At 62.2% G+C, this 20,119-nt stretch carries 22 protein-coding genes; 5 read left to right on the forward strand and 17 right to left on the reverse strand.

Annotation, left to right across the window (positions count from 1 at the left end; translation table 11 throughout):
- Positions 1-140 precede the first annotated feature (140 nt).
- Positions 141-521: a hypothetical protein gene (locus BRAS3809_RS03045; RefSeq protein ID WP_035655154.1), complete on the forward strand. Its 381-nt coding sequence runs from the start codon at positions 141-143 to the stop codon at positions 519-521.
- 392 nt (positions 522-913) lie between these two features.
- Positions 914-1,117 (forward strand): hypothetical protein, encoded by a 204-nt coding sequence (locus BRAS3809_RS35670; RefSeq protein ID WP_139017301.1) that lies wholly within the window; start codon positions 914-916, stop codon positions 1,115-1,117.
- Between the two features lie 278 nt (positions 1,118-1,395).
- On the opposite strand, the gene BRAS3809_RS35675 is transcribed toward BRAS3809_RS35670, so the two are convergent.
- Positions 1,396-1,812: a hypothetical protein gene (locus BRAS3809_RS35675; protein WP_139017302.1), complete on the reverse strand. Its 417-nt coding sequence runs from the start codon at positions 1,810-1,812 to the stop codon at positions 1,396-1,398.
- Between the two features lie 430 nt (positions 1,813-2,242).
- Between BRAS3809_RS35675 and BRAS3809_RS03050 the strand changes: the two genes are divergently transcribed.
- Positions 2,243-3,697: an ATP-grasp domain-containing protein gene (locus BRAS3809_RS03050; RefSeq protein WP_008960635.1), complete on the forward strand. Its 1,455-nt coding sequence runs from the start codon at positions 2,243-2,245 to the stop codon at positions 3,695-3,697.
- Positions 3,698-3,821: 124 nt separating this feature from the next.
- Here the strand turns inward: BRAS3809_RS03050 and BRAS3809_RS03055 are convergent, their stop codons facing one another.
- From BRAS3809_RS03055 to BRAS3809_RS03105, 11 genes are all read right to left on the reverse strand, one after another.
- Positions 3,822-4,043 (reverse strand): DUF2274 domain-containing protein, encoded by a 222-nt coding sequence (locus tag BRAS3809_RS03055; RefSeq protein WP_035655156.1) that lies wholly within the window; start codon positions 4,041-4,043, stop codon positions 3,822-3,824.
- Positions 4,044-4,047: 4 nt separating this feature from the next.
- On the reverse strand, positions 4,048-5,244 hold the full coding sequence (locus tag BRAS3809_RS03060) for a TraB/TrbI/VirB10 family type IV secretion system protein (protein WP_008960637.1): 1,197 nt from the start codon (positions 5,242-5,244) through the stop codon (positions 4,048-4,050).
- Complete coding sequence (trbG, locus tag BRAS3809_RS03065) at positions 5,241-6,188, reverse strand: P-type conjugative transfer protein TrbG (RefSeq protein WP_502685657.1); 948 nt, start codon at positions 6,186-6,188, stop codon at positions 5,241-5,243. The genes BRAS3809_RS03060 and trbG overlap by 4 nt, the downstream gene beginning before the upstream one ends.
- Before the next feature lie 17 nt (positions 6,189-6,205).
- A complete protein-coding gene (gene trbF, locus BRAS3809_RS03070) occupies positions 6,206-6,889 on the reverse strand; it encodes a conjugal transfer protein TrbF (protein WP_008960639.1) in 684 nt (227 codons plus the stop codon).
- Between the two features lies 1 nt (position 6,890).
- Positions 6,891-8,114 carry a P-type conjugative transfer protein TrbL gene (gene trbL / locus BRAS3809_RS03075; RefSeq protein WP_008960640.1) on the reverse strand — a complete coding sequence of 408 codons (1,224 nt, stop codon included), beginning with the start codon at positions 8,112-8,114 and terminating at the stop codon, positions 6,891-6,893.
- A gap of 53 nt (positions 8,115-8,167) precedes the next feature.
- Entirely contained in the window at positions 8,168-8,887 is a 720-nt protein-coding gene (trbJ, locus tag BRAS3809_RS03080; protein ID WP_240535583.1) for a P-type conjugative transfer protein TrbJ, read from the reverse strand.
- A 5-nt stretch (positions 8,888-8,892) separates the two neighbouring features.
- Positions 8,893-11,334, reverse strand: coding sequence for a conjugal transfer protein TrbE (gene trbE / locus BRAS3809_RS03085; protein ID WP_035655157.1), 2,442 nt, complete (start codon positions 11,332-11,334; stop codon positions 8,893-8,895).
- Between the two features lie 8 nt (positions 11,335-11,342).
- Positions 11,343-11,606 carry a VirB3 family type IV secretion system protein gene (locus BRAS3809_RS03090; protein ID WP_008960643.1) on the reverse strand — a complete coding sequence of 88 codons (264 nt, stop codon included), beginning with the start codon at positions 11,604-11,606 and terminating at the stop codon, positions 11,343-11,345.
- A complete protein-coding gene (locus BRAS3809_RS03095) occupies positions 11,606-11,929 on the reverse strand; it encodes a TrbC/VirB2 family type IV secretion system protein (protein WP_035655158.1) in 324 nt (107 codons plus the stop codon). The genes BRAS3809_RS03090 and BRAS3809_RS03095 overlap by 1 nt, the downstream gene beginning before the upstream one ends.
- A complete protein-coding gene (trbB, locus tag BRAS3809_RS03100) occupies positions 11,929-12,846 on the reverse strand; it encodes a P-type conjugative transfer ATPase TrbB (protein WP_083839038.1) in 918 nt (305 codons plus the stop codon). The genes BRAS3809_RS03095 and trbB overlap by 1 nt, the downstream gene beginning before the upstream one ends.
- 532 nt (positions 12,847-13,378) lie before the next feature.
- Positions 13,379-14,044: a peroxiredoxin-like family protein gene (locus tag BRAS3809_RS03105; protein WP_008960647.1), complete on the reverse strand. Its 666-nt coding sequence runs from the start codon at positions 14,042-14,044 to the stop codon at positions 13,379-13,381.
- A gap of 108 nt (positions 14,045-14,152) precedes the next feature.
- On the opposite strand from BRAS3809_RS03105, the gene BRAS3809_RS03110 reads away from it, so the two are divergent.
- Positions 14,153-15,043: a LysR family transcriptional regulator gene (locus BRAS3809_RS03110; protein ID WP_008960648.1), complete on the forward strand. Its 891-nt coding sequence runs from the start codon at positions 14,153-14,155 to the stop codon at positions 15,041-15,043.
- Here the strand turns inward: BRAS3809_RS03110 and BRAS3809_RS34280 are convergent.
- The 3 genes from BRAS3809_RS34280 to BRAS3809_RS03125 are packed head-to-tail and all read right to left on the reverse strand — an operon-like array spanning position 15,040 to position 17,014.
- Positions 15,040-15,306, reverse strand: coding sequence for an OsmC family protein (locus BRAS3809_RS34280; protein ID WP_052523329.1), 267 nt, complete (start codon positions 15,304-15,306; stop codon positions 15,040-15,042). The genes BRAS3809_RS03110 and BRAS3809_RS34280 overlap by 4 nt on opposite strands.
- Before the next feature lie 49 nt (positions 15,307-15,355).
- Positions 15,356-15,862 carry a DUF8737 domain-containing protein gene (locus BRAS3809_RS03120; protein ID WP_008960650.1) on the reverse strand — a complete coding sequence of 169 codons (507 nt, stop codon included), beginning with the start codon at positions 15,860-15,862 and terminating at the stop codon, positions 15,356-15,358.
- Between the two features lie 48 nt (positions 15,863-15,910).
- Entirely contained in the window at positions 15,911-17,014 is a 1,104-nt protein-coding gene (locus tag BRAS3809_RS03125) for an NADH:flavin oxidoreductase (RefSeq protein ID WP_008960651.1), read from the reverse strand.
- Positions 17,015-17,155: 141 nt separating this feature from the next.
- On the opposite strand from BRAS3809_RS03125, the gene BRAS3809_RS03130 reads away from it, so the two are divergent.
- Positions 17,156-18,049: a LysR family transcriptional regulator gene (locus BRAS3809_RS03130; protein WP_008960652.1), complete on the forward strand. Its 894-nt coding sequence runs from the start codon at positions 17,156-17,158 to the stop codon at positions 18,047-18,049.
- 91 nt (positions 18,050-18,140) lie between these two features.
- Here the strand turns inward: BRAS3809_RS03130 and BRAS3809_RS03135 are convergent, their stop codons facing one another.
- Positions 18,141-19,505 (reverse strand): MFS transporter, encoded by a 1,365-nt coding sequence (locus tag BRAS3809_RS03135; protein ID WP_008960653.1) that lies wholly within the window; start codon positions 19,503-19,505, stop codon positions 18,141-18,143.
- 43 nt (positions 19,506-19,548) lie between these two features.
- Positions 19,549-20,079 (reverse strand): ribbon-helix-helix domain-containing protein, encoded by a 531-nt coding sequence (locus tag BRAS3809_RS03140; protein ID WP_035655162.1) that lies wholly within the window; start codon positions 20,077-20,079, stop codon positions 19,549-19,551.
- Positions 20,080-20,119 lie beyond the last annotated feature (40 nt).

Raw genomic sequence — 20,119 nt, forward strand, 5'->3', positions numbered from 1 at the left:
CTTATCTCGTGCGACGCGATCGAGTGCCTGCTCCATCGATTAACGATGTGGTACGCTCGCTCGGAAGAGGACCTCGATCTTTATGGCCGCGGTCGCAGCAACGCTATCCACTTGGGAGACTGGCTCATCGATCAGTTCCAATGAGCACTCCAACCAGCGATGAACTGCTCTATATCGGCGACCAGATCTTGTTGGAACTACCGCTCGATCGCACAATCCAGCATATTCAACAGTATCGCAAGGTCTACTCGACCCGACTCCATCCGCTGCTATGCGCCCTTACCTCCGCACAGACGGTTGCCTACGCTGAACAACCACTCGACGACGTGAACAGTCTCGCTTCAGGCAAATTTCGCAGCCTACTGGTCGACATCTTCGGCAGAACTTATCCCGAAGAGCAGCTTTTTGAGTTCGATAGGGATGCTGTCGTTAAATACAAACAGCGCGTGCGTCGGAATATGACAAAAGCCCGCTCCCAGATCTCTGACATCTTAAGCAACGTCAAAACAGCGGCGATGTGATGATTGGCGCGATAAACAATATGGCACGCACATCTAAATCCGAAACGATAGACACTGCAACTTCGTTTCGAAACTGATCGGTCAACTATGATCGACCGGATTCTATTGATTGCACTTGCCTTGAGCATCAGCACGCTGCTCGCTCTGCTTTACTATTGGGGACACCAGCCGGCAAGTTGACGGCGCAGATCCAAACACTCCGAGCCCATCGAACTCCTTGAAGCGAACGAACGCGTGGCCGAATGTTAATGTAACATCAATACGAAAGTTGTGGCGCTCGGCTACCGGGACCAGTGGATTTGCGTCGCAATGAATCACGACAGGGCCTTCGCTATTACATCTTTTGACGATGTCAAAAAACGATCCGTCGCGACGGAACGGGACCGCGCGCAGTGAAGATCGCCGGCAGCTCGAGCAAGAGTGGCGGCAACGAACGAGTACGAACCACTTTTCGGCCTGAGCCGGAACAGAGCCTAGACATCGACGCGATTCATAAAGTTGATCATCAACATTTGGATCGCCACGCGACGCCAAGTTTGACGATAGGCGAGCAGCAGGCGTTCGGCGAGCTGATCCATACAACACGGTTCGGATGATCAATTGCGGCATCAAGCTCGGCCCGGGACCCAACAACAACAGCGAAAAATCGGCGCTTGACGTTGACCGCGCGCATCACGATCGTTTCAGTACGAACGATCGCCGCTCAGATGTAAGCGCAAGGCCGTGGTTTTAAGGCTATCAATGCGACCGCCGACGGGCGAAGAACGCTTGCAACGTACGACGGCGCTTCGAACCTTCGCCAAGCCGGTTGAGCTTGATTGCGGCAGCAGACAGTCTGCCGCCGCTTAGATGAGCCGGCCATCCCTGGCGTGCATCATGTCGTGATGTCAACGCCGTTCGACGACGGGAGCGAACCGGTCGCGGATGAAGCCGTGGTCGAGGCCACGACCGACGTCGCGGATGAGTCGGTTCCCCCGCCACGGTGCCCGTGATGATGACCGCCGTGCGACTTCAGCGAAGCCAAGGCTTGTTGCGCTCCGCTCAGGTCGCCGTTCTGTAGATCCTGACCGATTTGGCTGAGCGCGCGTGCGAATGGCGTATTCGAGTTGGAGGATGGACCTTGGCCGCTACTCTGCAACTGACTGAGCGCCGAGTAGGCCTGCTGGGCGTCATTAAGGCTTCCCGAGTTGAGCGCGCTGACAAGCTGATTGAACGATTGCCGAAAGTCGGCCTGGCTGTTCGTAGTCTGGACCGCGGTCGTCGGCTGGCTAGAAATTGCTGAGAGCGACATTGTGCGTCTCCGTTGAGGGTGGGAGCTCCGATACGCTGACTACACGGCCGGAGGATCGATCCTGGCGGTTAAACGGGTGTTAACTGAGACGTCGTGTCGCAGATTAAATTGCTTTCATGTTACTAAATCTTAATAAATCGATGGAAGAGCCAATTACCTTTGAGCTGGCCGCTAGTGGTTCAAGAGGCTCGTGGCATTTGTCAGCCATCGCCTGTTCTAACGCGCGTGGCGCGCGCTATCGATGTTCATCGTAGCGCTTGGACCCTATCCAAACAAATTGTAATGTAGCAGCTGCTCCCGCGGCATGCGCCGACGCGCGCGAATCGCATACCGTCCCAGAATGCGAGACTCTCGACTGGCAGGGTCCGGGTTTCGACCAGGACCGGAACGTTCGGCGCAGGCACCCGCGGGAGAATGGGCTCCGCGGCTGGTGCAGGAGGCGCGACTTGTCGACCTCGACGGCTTGCTGGGCCCGCACGCGGTCGACGGTGATCTCGTCGATCTCTTCGTCGAACGCGCGAGTCTGCTCGCTGCGCTCGGTCGCATGGAGGATGCCAAACTTGCCTTCATCGATGTTCTGCGCGTGCTGCCGACGCATTTCGGCGCATTGAACGAGTTCGGTACTTTTCTAACCAGGATTGGTGCCATTGCGGCCGCGTGCCGCGTCTATGCAGAGGCCATCGGCCATCATCCGGATAATCCGATCGCGCACGTCAATCTCGCCAACCTGCTGCTACGTGCATCGAAATATGACGAAGCGCGCTCGCACTACGAGGCGGCGCTCGAGTGCGATCCCGACAACGCGAACGCCCATCAGGGGCTCGGTGCTGTGCTTTCCGACTTGGGCGAACGCGCTGCCGCCCGGCATCATTTCGCCAAGGGTTTCCGTCACCATGCTATCTCGACGCTGCCATATCGGGGCGTCAAAGCGCCGGTTGCACTGATGCAACTCGTGTCGTCCGGCGGCGGCAACATCCCGATGGCCTCGATCCTCGACGACAGCGTGTTCCAGATCTCCGTTGTCGTTGCGGACTATCTCGACCCAACCTCGCCGCTGCCCGTGCATGACGTGATCTTGAACACTATCGGGGACGCCGATCTGTGTATGCCGGCGCTTCGCGCGGCCCGTCGCCTTGTAAAGCGGACGGCCGTGCAGGTCATCAACGATCCGAGGGCGATCATGACGACCGGGCGCGTCGTAAATGCCCGGCGCCTGCGGGGCATTCCGGCGCTCGTTACGGCGGAGACGCACTCGATGAGACGCGCTGCGCTTGCGGGGCCTGACGGACCCGCCATGATCGCGAAGCGCGGCATCAGCTTTCCGCTGCTGTTGCGTTCGCCCGGCTACCACACCGGCCGTCATTTTGTCCTGGTCGCCGAGGCTAACGGCTTGGCCGGAGCAATCGCGCGTCTTCCGGGCGACGAGTTGCTGGTGATTCGTTATCTCGACGCCCGCGGCAACGACGGCAACGCGCGGAAATATCGGGTGATGCTGATCGATGGTGAGCTCTTTCCCCTGCATCTGGCCATATCAAGGGACTGGAAGGTGCATTACTTCACCTCTCAGACCTCGGAAAATGCCGACCATCGTCGCGAAGAAGCGCAGTTCCTGGAGGACATGCGCGGCGTTCTCGGCCACAAGGCGATCAGCGCGTTGGAACGCGTTGGGCAAATTCTGGGCCTCGATTACGCCGGAGTTGATTTCGGGATCAACCACAATGGCGATGTACTCCTATTCGAGGCCAACGCGACGATGATCGTCGCCCGCCCTGATTTGGATGATCGCTTTGCCTATCGCCACAAAGCGGTCGATCGAATTATCGAAGCGGTCGTACGCATGATCGAAAGGAAGGCAGATATTGGTCGCGCGCTGATGCGCGGTTGAGCAGATGGCCGTTCACTTGCCTTTTGGCGGATCGTTAGCGCGGACGAAGCTCGATTCGTCGAGGTCCTTGCTCTACGGCAAGCGGAGAGTCTCTTCATCGAATCCCTGCAGCACCAGACGGATCTTACGACTTCTTTCGTGCTTTCGCGAAGGCGCGGTCGGACGCCATGAAGCGCGCAATCATGGGGCCAATGAGCCGAGTAACGTCCTTAACCTGCTCACCAGTCTCCCGCGATAGGACCTCCGCATAGGCGCTGAGATCCTTATACACAGCAGCAGGGAGCTCCACGGTCAACCTGGTTGGCTTGTCATCGGGGATTGTCGTGATCTTTAATCTCGTAGACATGCGTTCACCCTGAATACGGTTCGAGCACCAGATCACGACTGACGATGACCCGGATCGGAAATCCCGGCCTCACAGTCAACGTGGGCTGAATGTTCATCTGCTGGCGCACGAATTGCTGGCCGGTTTGGCTCATCGCGTTGCCAAAGCCCTGGCGTAACGCCTGGATGATCCCTGCATTGTTCGTGTTTGAATTCGCCCCGGCATTGACTTCACTGCCTACCGACAGCAGGCTCGAGAGCAATGTGGAACCGACGAGTTGCTTCCAGTGGTTGTCGACCTCATCAGAGAGCCCGGAATAGCCGCCTGCATCGGCTCCCGGTAGACGGTCGAGCACGATGGAACGGCCATTGGGCATGATCAGTCTCGTCCAGACCAGGAGCACGCGTGTCTGACCGGTCGTTACCTGGCTATCGTACACGCCGATGAGGCGTGCTCCTTGCGGGACGAGCAGAGCGCGTCCCGAAGGTGTGTCGAACACGTTCTCGGTCACCTGAGCCGTGATCTGTCCTGGGAGGTCGGAGCGAATCCCCGTGATCAGCGCGCCGGGGATGACGGTGCCGGCTTGGACGACAAATGGAGACGCTGGCCGCGTCACTCGATCAGGACTGACGGTGCGGCGATCAACGGGAGCGTTGACGAAGGCGAGCTTGCGCTCCTGACCATTCTGGGCGAGGAGCTCATCGGGATTTGGCGCCATCTCAGGGCGATCGACGCCCTGAACTGGGCTTGCCGGCGGCTGCGCCTCGCGCGCATTGGTGGCGGCAAACAGCCGGCTGACACGCGCAGCTTCCGTCTCCTGCTCTCGGCGCTGCTGATCCGGATCCGGTGTGGTGGGCGCTGCCTGACCTTGCGACGCAAGTATCGGCCGGCCGAGGTCGCCTGGTAGCGGTGGGCCGAGAACAGGGGTGTCCTTGCCCAAGCTCGCATAATCGCGCGGCAGCGCAGACACGCCGTCCGCCACATCGTGGTGATCGGTGCTATAGAGCTCGTCCGAACCGGATTGCCGTGGCTTGTTGGCCTGCAGCGCCCAGATGAAGGTGCCGCCGATCACCAGCAGCGCCAGCGCGCTCCCGCCCGCCAGAACCTTGCGGGACAGCCGCGTGATCTGCGGCGGATCACCCTTGAGCCGCAGCTCCTTGGTACGCTGATCGGCAGCAGACGTCTCTTGCGCGACCGAATCTGTGTCATCGCCGCCCGTCATGGGGTCGCTCCATCGGTTCGGATGATCCGGACCTTCTGCTGCTGTTCGCCGCCCAAGCGCAGTTCTGCGGCGGCAAACAGGCGATCGACTATGATCACATTGAGGAAGGTCCGATAGTTGACGATCTCCGGTGCACCATCCGGGCCGATGACGAACAACGGCGGCAATTCGCCTTGGACGATGCCGCGGGCAAACTCGATATAGACTTTTCGGCCATCATCGTAGGCATTCACCGGCTTCCACGGCGGATCGTCACCCTCGATCCGATATCGCAGACGCCGCTGCGACGGCTCAGGCAGCTCCGGCCTCAGCATCGCCTGCCGAGCCCGGGTCTCGGCATTCTGCGGATAGTACCAGGCGACGGCCGGCATATACGGCTTCTCGCGAGACCGCAGCTCAATCAGATAGGTCCGCCGGTCGGTGTTGACGACGAGATTGGTCTCGATTGCAGCCCGCGTCGGCTTGACGAGAATATGGACGCGCCGCGTCTCACCTATGCCGCTCTCGGTATCGCCGACCACCCAGCGGACGGTGTCGCCGGCCGAGACAGGACCGGAGCCCGTGAGCTGCTCGCCCTCCTCGAGCATGATGTCGGTGATCTGCCCCGGCGCCGCGTAGACCTGGTAGAGCGCGCCAGGACTGTAGGCATAGATCTGCGCCGCATTGAAATAGCCCCGCTTGCGCGGCTCGACCCTCGCGACGCTGTTGGCTGTCGCGACGCGATCGATCGGGTCCGAATCCTCTTTGGCACCCGTTCGGCCACCCAGAGACACCTTCCATGGCGGCGGCAAGTGAAGTGGTTTGGGCCTGTCTTCCACGGCCGGAGGCGGTGCCGGCAAGGGCGGAACGTCGCTGTCATAGCTGATCTTGGGCGGCGCAGTCGTCACGCAGCCGGCAAGCGGAACAATGGTCACAAGCACGATCGTCCATCGCGCGTACGACAACCCAGCAATCTGCCTGCTCACTGCGACAACTCCTTCGACCAGTTGATGGCGTGGACGTAGACACCGAGCGGGTTCTTGCGCAGCCGATCGGCGTTCTCGGGCATCGCGAGCACGATCGTCAGGATCGCAGTCCAGCGCTCGGTCGCGCTCAGTGCGCCGTTCTCGTAGCGACGCTCCACCCAGGCGACTCGGAAACTATCCGGCGAGGCCCGGATGACGCTGGAGACCTCGACCGAGACCTGCGACTTGCCGAGCTTCGTGAACGGATCGTTGGAGCGCGCGTACTCGTTGAGCGCAGCAGCACCGCGATCCGTCGTGAAATCATAGGCGCGCAGCCAGTTCTGGCGCAGGACGATTCCATCCGCCGGCAAGCCTCTGACATTCTCGATGAAGCGGGCGAGATGAAACGCGACCTGCGGATCCGTCGGTTTGTAGTCGGCGATCGCCGGCGCAACCCGTTGGACCTCGCCAAGATGCCCGACCTCGACCACCCAAGGCGTCACCGTTCCGCGCGTCGACTGCCAGATCAGCGCGGACGCAAGACCTGCGACGAGGCCCAGGCACCCCAACGCCATCAGCCGCCAATTCTTGGCCTGCGCACGAGCCGAGCCGATGCGCTCGTCCCAGACTTGCGCGGCCCTCTGATAGGGCGTGACCGGCTCGGGTGTCCGGCCATAGTGAACGGATGGACGCTTGAACATGTCAGGATTTCCCCTCGGAGAGATCGACGGAGCCGCCACGCCCGCCCTGCTCAGCATTGCGCACCGCTTGCGTGGTTGTGGACGCCCCCTGGTGAATGGCACGCGCCGCCTTGATGCGCTGTGCCCAACGGGGCGCGGCAGCAGCTGAGACATTCCCCTCGACCGGCGGAGAGGGATCTGCCTGGCCGTTCGGTGCAGCTACCCTCTCGCGCAAGGGACTCGAGGTCCCGCCCGCCTCATCCGCTCCAGCTGCGCCACGGCGTAAGACACTAGACGCGCCAGCACGAAGCGATGCAGCAGCTCGGGTCGAGCCGGAGAGCGCACCACCGGCAAGCCCTCCTGCTCCAGCAAGAAGCCCTACGCCGGCCGCAGCGAGACCACCGGCTGCCAAAGACGCACCGGCGGCGCTGCCGGCGCCAAGCTGCGGGCCGCCGGATACCAAGCCATTCGCAATTCCGGGCCCGGACAGGCCGAGACCAAGCAGCGACAGCGATCCCAGCACCAGCGCCATGGCGCTGTCGATGGTCGGCGGGTCGCCACCGCTGGCTTGCGTCAGCTGCGCGAAGAGCGTCGAGCCAACGCCGGAAATGACCGCGAGCACCAGCACCTTGATGCCCGACGACATGACATTCCCCAGCACGCGCTCGGCCGCGAACGCGGTCTTGCCGAACAGACCAAACGGGATCAGCACGAAGCCCGCGAGCGTCGTCAGCTTGAACTCAATCAGGGTGACGAACAGCTGGATCGCCAGGATGAAGAACGCAAGCAGGACCACCAGCCAGGCAAACAGGAGAACCACGATCTGCACGAAGGCCTCGAAGAAGCTGACATAGCCCATCAGGCTCGAGATCGCCTGCAGCAGTGGCCGCCCGGCATCGAGCCCGACTTGGGCGATTTTCCCCGGCCGCAGGAAGTCGGCGGTCGATAGCGCCGATCCGGAGGCTTTCAAGCCAAGGGCAGCGAAGCTTTCGAAAACGGTACGCGCCAAGCTGTTCCAGTTGCCGATGAGATAGGCGAAGACCCCGACGAACAGCGTCTTCCGCACCAGGCGCGCAATGATGTCGTCCTCGCCTCCCCAAGCCCAGAACAGCGCCGCCAGCGTCACGTCGATCGCGACCAGCATCGTTGCGAGATAGCCGACCTCGCCGCCGAGCAGCCCAAAGCCGCTATCGATCGAGCGCGTAAAGGCTTCCAGAAACTGATCGATAATACCCGTTCCGGCCATGAGCCAATCTCCCTCGAGCGACAGCAGAGCTCCCGCAGATCAGATGATCATCCTCAGTGGAACATCCGGACATTGGAGGGCTGGTAGCCCTGCCCCGGCGCGAGGAAGCGCCGGAGCTGTTCGCGGCCCTGGTCTTGAGCTGCCGCGCGCTGTGCGGTATCGAGGGTCTGTGCACGTCCCTGCGCCGCCACCGCGGCCGTGAGATCAGCAAGCTGCTGCGCCTGCAGCGCCAAGATCTGGTTGCCCGCTTGGGTCACCTGCAACGCGCCGCTCGCGCCCTGACTGGCTGCGACCAGCGCCGACGACTGGCTCTTCACCATATCGAGATTGCCGACCACGCCAGCCTGAACCTTGAGGGCATCCTGCAAGGCTGCCACCGACGTCTGCCAACGCGCCTGCGCATTGCCGACGAGATCCTGATTGGACGTGTTGCCGGTGGCCGGCGCGTATGTCGTCGCAAAAGCGCGGTCGATCTGCTGGACATCATAGGCCAGCCGCTGAGCCTGCTTCAGGAGGTCCTGCGTGCGCTGGATCGACTGCTGCAGCTGCGCCAGCGAGGAATACGGCAAGCTCGCCAGGTTCTTCGCCTGGTTGATCAGCATCTGCGCCTGGTTCTGCAGCGACAGGATCTGATTGTTGATCTGCTGCAGCTCGCGGGCAGCCGTCAGAACGTTCTGGGCATAGTTGTTCGGGTCAAAGACGACCAGCTGCGCTCGCGCAGGCGCGGCTGTCACCAGAGCAATGGCCACTGCGGACACTACCAATCGACACATCCGCCTCATGCCCCGGTCTCCAGGTTATCGAGGCTTGGAATGAGATCGGTCGCCCAGCCGACATTCCGGTAGCGGAGCCAAGCCGCCGCAAATCCCTCCTTCCCGGCCGAGGCTGAGACCTCGGTGACTGCAGCCTGATCGGCTTTCGAAGAGACGGCGGCAAACGCAAGCCCGACCTCCCCCAACCCGAGCTCGAACATGCGATTGCCGCGGCGCGACTGGCAGTAATAGTCACGCTTCGGCACCGCGCGGCTCAACAACTCGATCTGGCGATCATTCAGCCCGAAGCGTCGATAGATCGCTGTGATCTGTGGCTCGATCGCTCGTTCATTGGGAAGCAGGATCCGGGTGGGACAGCTCTCGATGATCGCCGGCGCAATCGGCGATCCGTTGATGTCAGACAGAGATTGAGTCGCGAAGACGACGGAGGCGTTCTTCTTGCGTAGGGTCTTCAGCCATTCCCGCAACTGTCCGGCAAAATCGGCATCATCCAGCGCCAGCCAGCCCTCGTCGATGATCAGGAGCGTCGGGCGGCCGTCGAGACGCTGCGCGATCCGATGAAAGAGATAGGCCAGCACCGCCGGCGCTGCGGCTGTCCCGATCAGCCCCTCGGTTTCGAAGGCCTGCACCGATCTGTCACCGAGCACCTCGTGATCGGCATCCAGCAGGCGGCCTTGCGCGCCGTCGAGGCAATAGGGTTTCAGCGCTCGCTTCAAGCTGTTGGACTGCAGCAGCACCGACAGACCGGTGAGAGTACGTTCCGCGACCGGCGCCGATGCCAACGAGGTCAAAGCCGACCAGAGATGCTCCTTCGCCTCCGGGGTCACGACAATCTTCTCGTGCACCAGGATGCTGGCGATCCAGTCAACCGCCCAGGCGCGCTCGCCGATATCGTCGATGCCGGCCAAGGGCTGCAGCGCGACGGCGGCTTCCGTCTCCGCCGACAGCGCACCACCGAGGTCGTGCCAATCCCCGCCCATGGCGAGCGTAGCGACCCGCAGGGAGCCGCCGAAATCGAATGCGAAGATCTGAGCGCCCGGATAGCGACGAAACTGCAAGGCCATCAACGCCAGCAGCACCGACTTTCCCGCCCCAGTCGGGCCCACCACCAGCGTATGGCCAACGTCACCGACATGCAGTGCGAACCGGAACGGCGTTGCGCCTTCGGTCCGGCCGAACAGCAGCGGCGGCGCCTTGAGATGATGATCGCGCGTCTCGCCGGCCCAGACAGCCGACAGCGGGATCATATGGGCCAGGTTCAGCGTCGACAGCGGCGGTTGTCGAACATTGGCGTAGACGTGACCCGGAAGACCGCCGAGCCAGGCTTCCACAGCGTTCACGCTTTCCGCCATGCAGGTAAAGTCGCGCCCCTGGATGACCTTCTCAACCCGCCGCAGCTTCTCGTCCGCTCGTGCCGGGTCGACATCCCAGACGGTCACCGTCGCGGTCACGTACGCCTGCCCCACGTCGTCCGATCCGAGATCCTGCAGCGCCGCATCGGCATCGATTGCCTTGTTGTGCGCATCCGTGTCGACGAGGCTCGCCGCCTCGCTGGTCATGACCTCTTTCAGGATCGCCGCAAGCGATTTGCGCTTGGCGAACCATTGCCGGCGGATCCGCGTGACGAGCTTCACGGCATCCTGCTTGTCCAGCATGATCGCGCGCGTCGACCAGCGGTAGGGAAACGCAAGCCCGTTCAGATCGTCGAGAATCCCCGGCGTGGTGGCCGAGGGAAAGCCGATGATGGTGAGGACCCGCAGATGCACCGATCCCAGCATGGGCTCGAGCCCGCAGGTCAGTGGCTGGTCTGCGAGCAGCCCATCCAGATGCATCGGGATCTCTGGAACCCGGACCCGCTGGCGCTGCGTCGAAATCGTCGAATGCAGATAGCTCAGTACCGCCTCGTCACCGAGCCAGCCGCATTCGGGCATGAAGCCGGCGATCAGCTGCAGGATGCGGTCGGTCCGGTCGATGAAGCTGCGCAGGATCTCGCGACCGTTCGCACCATCCGATTGCGGCCGGCCCTCATAGAGCACGCGCTCGGATCGGGCGACATCTTCCCGTGGCGGCAGGTACAGAAAAGTCAGATAGAAGCTCGACTCGTAGTGAGCCCCTTCCTCCTCGAATTGCGCCTTACGCTCGGCGTCGACGAGCGCTGACGCCGCATCCGGAAACATGCAAGGCGGATAAGCTCCTGCCGAATGCCGCTGCGCCTCGACAAATATCGCCCACCCCGATCCGAGCCGCCGCAGCGCATTGTTGAGACGGGCCGCGACAGCAACGAGTTCGGAGGCGACGGAGCTCTCCAGATCTGGTCCCCGGAAGCGCGCCGTCCGCTGCAGCGAGCCGTCCTTGTTGAGGACCACACCTTCATCGACCAGGGCGGCCCAGGGGAGGAAATCCGCAAGCCGGATGTTGGTGCGACGATATTCGGCGAGATTGAACAATGCTGACCTCACTGACCGAGATGACCGGGAATGCGCAGGTGACGGCGCACGACTTCGAGGAAGGACGGATCGCGCTTCGTGGCCCAGACCGCGATCATGTGACCGATGAACCAGAGCAGCAGGCCAAAGAACCAGAGCCGGAGCCCCAGCCCGAGCGCGGCCGACAACGTGCCATTGACGATCGCAACCGAGCGCGGCGCGCCGCCAAGCAGGATCGGTTCGGTCAGCGAGCGGTGAACCGGAGCGACGAAGCCTTTCACGTCTTCATCCATCAGATCACCACCCCGCCGCCGAAGGCGAAGAACGACAGGAAGAAGCTCGACGCCGCAAAGGCGATGGATAGTCCGAACACGATCTGGATCAGCCGCCGGAAGCCACCCGAGGTCTCTCCGAAAGCCAAAGAGAGCCCGGTCGTGATGATGATGATCACCGCAATGATCTTGGCGACCGGCCCCTCGACCGAGAGCAGGATCTGATTGAGCGGCTGTTCCCAGGGCATGTTCGAGCCGGCGGCGCGAGCTGGGCACTCGATCAGCAGTGTGAAGGCTGCCGCGGCAGTTAGACCCGCCGATAGTCGCCCGATCGGTCTCTTCATCATTGGTCTCCCAAAGGCACGAGAAGGTAGTCTCCGTTCGCAGCGAGCCCCTCGACCCGGACGAGTTCGCTCAAGCGTCGTTCGCGACCGCGCCCCGTGAGCACGGCGATGGCATTGATCGTTTCGGCAATGAGAGCGCGCGGGACGGTGACGACGGCTTCCTGAATCAGCTGCTCTAGCCTCCGAAGCGCGCCGAGTGCCGAACCGGCGTGGATCGTGCCGATCCCGCCGGGATGACCGGTGCCCCAGGCTTTCAGAAGATCGAGCGCTTCCGGGCCCCGCACCTCGCCGATCGGAATACGATCAGGACGCAGCCGAAGTGACGATCGAACCAGGTCGGACAGAGACGCCACGCCGTCCTTGGTTCGAAGCGCAACAAGATTGGGCGCGCGGCACTGCAGTTCGCGCGTGTCCTCGATCAGGACGACTCGGTCTGAGGTTTCGGCAACGACGGCGAGTAGCGCGTTGGTCAACGTCGTCTTGCCCGTCGACGTGCCGCCCGCCACCAGGATGTTGCATCGATCGAGGACGGCCATCCGTAGGCCACCTGCCTGCTCGGCACTCATGATCCCGCCGGCGATGTAATGATCGAGCGTGAAGACCGCGACTGCCGGCTTGCGGATCGCGAAGGTCGGCGCGGCGACGACGGGCGGAATCAGACCTTCGAACCGTTCGCCCGTACCCGGCAATTCTGCCGAGACGCGTGGGGATCCGGCATGGACCTCGAGCCCGACATGGTGAGCGACGAGACGAATGATCCGCTCGCCGTCCGCCGCGGAAACCATCTCGCCCGTGTCAATCAAACCAGATGTGAGACGATCAGCCCAGAGCCGGCCGTCTGGATTGAGCATCACCTCGACCACGGATGCATCATCGAGAAGGAGCTCGATTGCAGGGCCCAAGGCCGTCCGCAGCATACGCGCACCGCGCGAGGCCAATTGAGCGATCCCGGTCACCCCTGATCTCCGACTCGTCAAGCGCACCCACGCTGCGCGAACCGGATGATCAAAGAATGCAGCTCACCTGCCTCGGCAAGATAACCATTGTCCTCTGCGCGCTCTGGCGAAGAAAAGCGTAAACTGAGATGGGAGTCGTTCCCGGCCGGTTACCAAACTGCCACGCACGTGCCGCGCCGCCGGTTCGGTCAGGATGAACAGGACTGCCACGAACGCGAGCAATTTCTCGGGCCTGATTCCCTTCTTGCGGATCCGACTCGCGAGAATGTCGAGTATGCCAAGCCCCAAGACTTAGCACGACGGCCGTCGCACGGAGCGCCGTCACCAACTCCGTCGCCGACAATCAAAGCAGTTCTCGACATGAATGGGTCCTCTTGATGCCCCAGGCGCCGGCCACTTCGCGTGAAAGGAGCAGTCGTATTCGCCTGGGTTGCTACCTGTGGCAGAGCCGGATATCCAATTCGTTCCTCGACTCTGGCTCGAGAATGCCGCGTCAGACCGCGCTCGAACGCTTCAGCTGATCGAGGACAGGAAACACGTCCGAAGGCTCCGGCCGGCGCGTATAGTCCGGATTGATTTCCGCGTAGGCAATGACGCCGTCCTGCCCGATCACGTATCTTGCCGGCATCGGCAGCGTCCAGCTGTCCTCACCATTGAACGCGACGAGGTCGGCGCCGAGCTGCTTGTGGACCGCCTGCAGGTCTTCGGGAAGGTGCCAGCGGATTCCGAATTGCGCGGCCAGTTCGCCTCGGTTGTCGCCGACAATGGGGAAGCCGAGCTTATTGTTGCGCTGGGCTTTGCGACTGTTGGCGGCTGTCTGCTGTGAGACGGCAACAAGAGATGCACCGCGCGCTTCGATTTGAGACCGAGCCTCCTCTAGCGCCTGAAGGTCGAGATTACAGTAGGGGCACCAGGCGCCGCGATAGAATGTCAGGACCAGCGGACCTCTCGCCAGCAGGTCCTGCGACGACACGAGCTTGCCGTCAGGATCGGGCAGCGCAAACACCGGAGCACGGTCGCCGGCGTGCAGAGCACGGCCCGCCTGACCCGAAGCGATCAGCTCATCGGTGACGCGGTGCATGACCGCCACGACCTCAGGCGGCGCCATTTCGGTTTCGAATTTCGTCTTCAGGGCATCCAATTTGGCTTGAAGGGACATCGCTTTTTCCTCGGTTGGGACGCATCCGCGTCCTGCGACCGGGAAAGTGCTCTATCCAAATCAAAGCCAGTAGACGGGCATTATGGCTTTCAGTTATTCATTCTTGCCATGAATGATCACCTCTCGTCGTTACGTCTGTTCGTTCGCGTCGCCCGGCGGGGGAGCTTCTCGTCGGGCGGCCGCGAGCTCAATATTCCTCAGCCGACCGTGTCTCGCACGATTGCAGCCCTCGAGCGCAAGATGGGCGCAGCTCTGTTCACGCGCACGACCCGCGCGGTCACCCTGACCGAGGCCGGCGCCGACTTTCTGGCTCGGGTCGAACCGATCCTCAGCGCGCTCGACGAAGCCGAATACGCGGTGCGCGGGACCGGCGAGCTGCGGGGCGTTTTGCGCGTCGGCCTTTCATCCACTTTCGCCATCCGGGAGGTCGCGCCGCGCCTTCCGGTTTTCATGGACCAGCATCCGGCGCTGCGGGTCGAGCTCGTGGCCGACGACATGCGGCAGAACTTCGTGAGTGAAAGCATCGATATCGGGCTGAGATTCGGGTCGCTTCCGGACTCGACGGCAGTGGCGCGTCGTATCGCGGCATGGCCGCGGGTGATCGTTGCTTCGCCGACCTATCTCGAACGGTTCGGCGTTCCCCAGACGCCCGCCGACCTCGCTGCACATTCGGTCATCGTGGGACCGTCGCGCCTAGGCCCCGCCTGGACGTTCCGCAAGAACGGCAAGGCGACGTCGGTGCGCGTGGGTGGCCGGCTGACGGCGACCGTCAATGAAGTCGCGACCGCAGCAGCAGTTGCCGGCCTTGGTCTGACCGCGATGGCGAGCGTCGGTTGCCGAGGCGAGATCGCGAACGGCTCCCTCGTTCGGGTGTTAGCCGACTGGGATATGGGGTCGGTCGAACTGAATGCCGTGTTTCCGGACGGCAGAGGCGCCAAACCCTCCGCAAGGACCTTCGCCGATTTCCTTGTCGAATCCGCCAAATGGTCGGCTGCCTAGGCTCGTACCCGCGTCCCTTGCCTTGCTGGCATCGCTGTGCAGGCTGCGAGGCCCGCGGATACGAACTCGTATGGCGATCGCCGGCTGTCCAGGCCGCCGACCGAGATCGGTTCGTCGGCAATCATGCGATGATCGCCGCTGGGGATTTCTAGTTGGAGCAGTCCCTTTCTGGTTTCTACGTCGGACACGCCCTTCGCGGCTTCGACCTGCGGCAGATCAGCAATGATCGGCAGAAGGGAGCGGCTCGCCCAAGCGGCGATCATCGCCGTCACATGATTGGCGTGCCGCAGCCAACGCAGCCAAATTGTTTCCTTACGCGATGTCCAACGCCCTCTTCCAAGATCTGGATTTGATCAGAATCCCAAAGATCAGCAAATGTGAGATGAGCACCAAGGGAGCGTAAAACGTGTAGACATACCAAAGAGTAGCAAGGTTGAAGCTCGGTACGTTCAACTGCAGGACGCCGCGCACGCCGTTCAGCAGGTCAAGGAATCCCCAGGTGTTGGCTATCCACACGAGAGGAACCGCATGGCGCCAATTGCTCCTCAGCGCCAAGATGGAAGCGAGGGCCAGCGCCGCTTCCAAGAGATCGCCGTAAGCCGCACTTGAAATGAACAAGTCAGGCAGGTTGGGATCGATCATACCAGGGACCAATTCGGTCATGCCCACGTAGCGGGGTACATGCACGAACAGCAGCAGGATCAGGGCGGAGTTACGGGGGATTTTGAGTAGTAAAGGCCAGATGTACCACGCCGCGACGAGGGAGACGACAGCGCAACTCACGAGGAGCTGCATCCAGAATATTGCGACGCTACCCATTTCTATCGACTCCCATTTATAATGTTGGCGATCCTCAATCGAGTTGCCTCACATCGCCAGCTCGGCTTCCTTGATGTAGGCGATCGGTCCAAGGATAGCGGGGTCAAAGTTGTTGAGGACACCTCGCTCGGACCAACGTCTCGGTAGGTCCGGATTTGCCAGGGCACCTCGGGCGATGGAGATGATATCCGCGCCGTCGTCCAGCGCGGCCGCTGCCTGTTCGATGATGTGCAGGCTGCCGTTGGCGAAGATCGCTGCATGGGGCGCGTAGCGCTTGGCGAGGTGCATTAGTGACGGACCGCCCGTGGCGAAAGCCGGCTTCCACGCCTCGAATTCGGTTACATGGATGAAATCCACGCCGGCGTCCGCGAGGCTGCCGAAGATGATTTCAGCATCGCGCTCGGCACCCGCCCACTTGTGATGGTAGTCGTTCACCTTGCTCTGCGAGATGCGGACGCCGACCGGCACCTCAGCGCCGACCTTCGCCCTCACGGCTTTGAGGGTTTCGACGGCCAATCCGACGCGCTTCTCCGTGGGGCCGCCCCACCGATCCGCCCTGTCATTGGCATAGTCGGTCAAAAACTGGTCGAGGAGATATCCGTTGGCGCCATGGATTTCGATCGCGTCAAACCCGGCAACCTTGATTGCGCGCGCCGCCGATTCTGCAAATCCGTCGATGGCGTCGGCGATCTGCGCCTCCGTCATCGCGACTGGCGGAGCATAGGTGCCCTTGCCATGGTAGAACGTCATCTGCTCACCCTTCGGCTGAACCGGAGACGGCCCGACCGTGGTGTCGCGAAAGCGATTGCCCTGACTGATTGCGCCGGCGTGCATCAATTGCGCGATGGCGAGCGTGCCGTGCGCCTTGATCCCGTTGACGACCGGTTTCCACGCATTGGCCTGCGCTTCGTCGGACATGCCGGGCTGATGAAAATAGCCCTGCGAGAACGCCTGGTCGGTGTAGATCCCTTCGGTGATGACCGTCCCGAACCCGCCCCGCGCGAAACGCTCGTAATAGCGGGTCATCGCCTCGGTCGCGCGGCCGTCTTGGGTCGCCGAGATGCGCGTCATCGGCGCGACAGACAGGCGGTTCTTCGCCGCGCGGCGGTTTATAACGATCGGCGCGAAAAGCGCGCTTGTGTCGATGTCCATTGTTCAGACCTCCAAGAGCATTGAAGCGGCGGTTTGGCTCAAATTCTAGGAGTGCCGCGCGTCGACTTTGGGTCTAGCTCTTGCGGGTGGAACGCAGAAGGCCGGCTGGACGATAAGCAATATAACGGATATCGTTATAATATGGATCTCGCGGATGTAGCCTTGTTTCGCGCCATCGTCTCCGTCGGCAGCCTGTCGGCTGCGGCGCGCCAGATCGGCACGACGCCGATGCTGGTCAGCCGCCGGCTGGCAGGCCTCGAAGCCGAGCTCGGCGCGCGTCTATTCCACCGCACGACGCGATCGCTATCGCTCACTCCCGAAGGAGAGGCTTTCTTGCCTCACGCGGTGGCGCTTATAGAAGCGCGTGATTCGGCGTTCGACTCGGTCTCATCCGGCGCCTCCGGCCTGTCGGGCGTTTTGAAGATTACAGCGCCGAACGTGATCGGCCACTCTGTCGTGGTCCCTGTCGTAGCCGAGTTGATCGCCGACAACCCCGCGCTACGCGTCGATCTGATCCTGAGCGACGGCCTCGTCGATATTGCGACGACGGGACTGGATGTGGCAGTTCGCGTTGCGGAGATGAAGCCGTCGGACATGATAGCGACGAGGGTCGCCGACAATCCGTTTACTCTGATCGCATCGCCAAGCTACGTCGCACGCTTCGGCCTACCCGCGACATCAGAAGACCTGGTGAGCCACCCATGCATCAAGCTTCACGCGATGGACGCTTGGCCGTTCATGAAGAACGGCGAGATGCACCGAGTTCGGACGGGCGGCCCCTTCTCGGCCAGCACCGTCGACGCGGTACGAGCCGCCTGCATCGCGGGCGTCGGCATCGCCATGTTGACCTACTGGGACGTGCATGAACAGGTCGCGCGCGGAGAATTGCAGAGTATCGTCCTCGCAGACGTCGAACCAAAAGAAGTCGGGATATGGGCCGTCTTCCCGACCCGTGCGCACATGCCTTCTCGGGTTCGCGCCTTTATCGATGCGTTGCGAGATCGCTGCTTGCAGGGATCTCGCGGACGGCCTTAGATGATTCTCGCTCCAGGAAAAAAAACGTTTGGTCGATCCTCTCGTCAGCCGTGCGTTGAGAGGGTCCGAGGATGTCGGACCGACTGCTGCCTCACCACTTGCCTTGAGCCACTGGCTCCTCGATCAGAACAGGCTGTTCGGAGTACGATCCGAGATCGTCAAAGTCTTCATACAGTGCGAAGCTGAATCGATCGTCTGACTTTCTTGTCGCGTGTCTTCCGCGCGAAATTGCGAACCAAGCGAGGGCCGCAGTCTGGAGGGCAACGTTGACGCCGAACGCGACCTGATAAGCAACGGCCGGGTAGTGTCCGTCTTGTTGGGCCCAATGCGCCACCAGAAGTCCTGTCCCGTATTGTGCAAGGAACCCCCATCCGAAGTGCACGACGTTCAGAACGCCATTCGCTCGCCCGGCCATCTCCTTAGGAAAATAGTCCGATACGATCGCAAAGCTCAGCACGGTTGCCGAGCCCACAATGGCGATCATCAACCAGGGACCGATCGACGGCAGCGGCAGCCGCAACACCAGCGCCAACTGGGCCAGGATGAACAGGACCGCCACGAGCGCGAGCAATGTCTCGCGCCTGATGCCCTTTCGGCGGGTCCAACTCGCGATCATGCCGAGCAACCAAGCCCCAAGACTCAGCACGATGGCTGTCGCACATAGCGCGGTCACCACCTCCGTCCGTGTCATTCCTTCGACGTCCGTTAGCCACGCCGGTGCCCAAAGACCCTGCATCGACCAGGCCGATCCGATGCAGCCGCCCGATAGCGGCGCGATCTTCCAGAAGCGTCTGTCGGCCAGGATCGCTCGCAGACCGCCGCCGGCTGCTGCGGATGACGCTTCAACATCGCGCTCCGGGACCAGGAAGAAGATCAAGATCGCCGTGCCCGCTGTGGTCACGGCCAGGATATCGAACAGATCCCGCCATCCAGTCTTGGCCAGCACCGCTTCCGCCGGCAGCGTCGCAGCAACAGCACCAAGCGCGCCGAGCATGACCATGTATCCGTTCACAAGCGCCACACGCTCCCGCGGGAACCAGAGAACGATCGCCTTCAGGCCCGCGGTGAGAGCAGCTGCGACGCCAAGGCCGATGACAGCACGCGCCATCAGCAGCGAAAGCGGCCCGGTCGAGCGCGCAAATGCGGCCGCGCCGAACGCAGCAATCAGAAGCAGAACGCTCTGAACGCGCCGCGGCCCGTAGCGATCGAGCATCACGCCGACCGGGATCTGGGCAGCCGCGAGCACCAGAAAGTAGACTGCCGTGATCAGGCCGAGGTCTGCGGCGTTCAGTCCGAGCTCCGCGGCCAGGCGCGCGGACACGACCCCATTGATTGTCCGGAACAGGTACGACAGGAAATAGCCGGCTGCGAATGGCATGAAGACCAGAGCCACGACGGCCCAGCCGGCGATGCCGCGGCCGTGGTCATTGGCCTCAGCATCCTTCCTCGCGAACATGTAGTCCGGCTCGGCTTCTCGGGGACGGTTGCGGTAAGGCCGCTTAGCGCAGCGATCCCTCTGCAAGGCGAAAGGGATCCTCGCCGCCCTCCCGGGCGGCCGGCACACCCCAGGACACCTCAGTGATTGGCACAGCGGTTCGGCTGTTACTCACGCGACAGGTCGGAGCTCCGAACGGCAACGGCTCGTCATCGTGCTCGGAAGAACAATCCTCCGTTATACGCTCGCGAACCTCCCCCTCAGCGCGTCGGGTCGCTGGTGCCTCACTAAGACGGCGATCCGCCGAACCTTGGGTGGCCCCATCGCGCCCGAGCGACGTCAAGGCCAAGTGATAGCGGGCATGAAGGCCGACCGTGTCATTCAGCGCCTTCAGATCCCGCTGAATACCTTCGAGCTGCTGTTCCAAACTACCTAGTCGATCCTGCGAAGGCGCTCCGCTATCCACTGGCTCACGGAGAAAGCGCTCCAGCGCCTTCTCCACGAGAATGGCGCGGTTCACACATCGCTCGTCGGTTGCGCTCTTCAGACGGTCGAGAATCTCATCGGAGAGCTGCAGAGTGATCTTCTTCTTCATCGTTCGGACCCCATTTGGTCCGTCGATACCCCCCTGTTTG

The sequence above is a fragment of the Bradyrhizobium sp. STM 3809 genome, assembly GCF_000239795.1.
GTDB lineage: Bacteria > Pseudomonadota > Alphaproteobacteria > Rhizobiales > Xanthobacteraceae > Bradyrhizobium.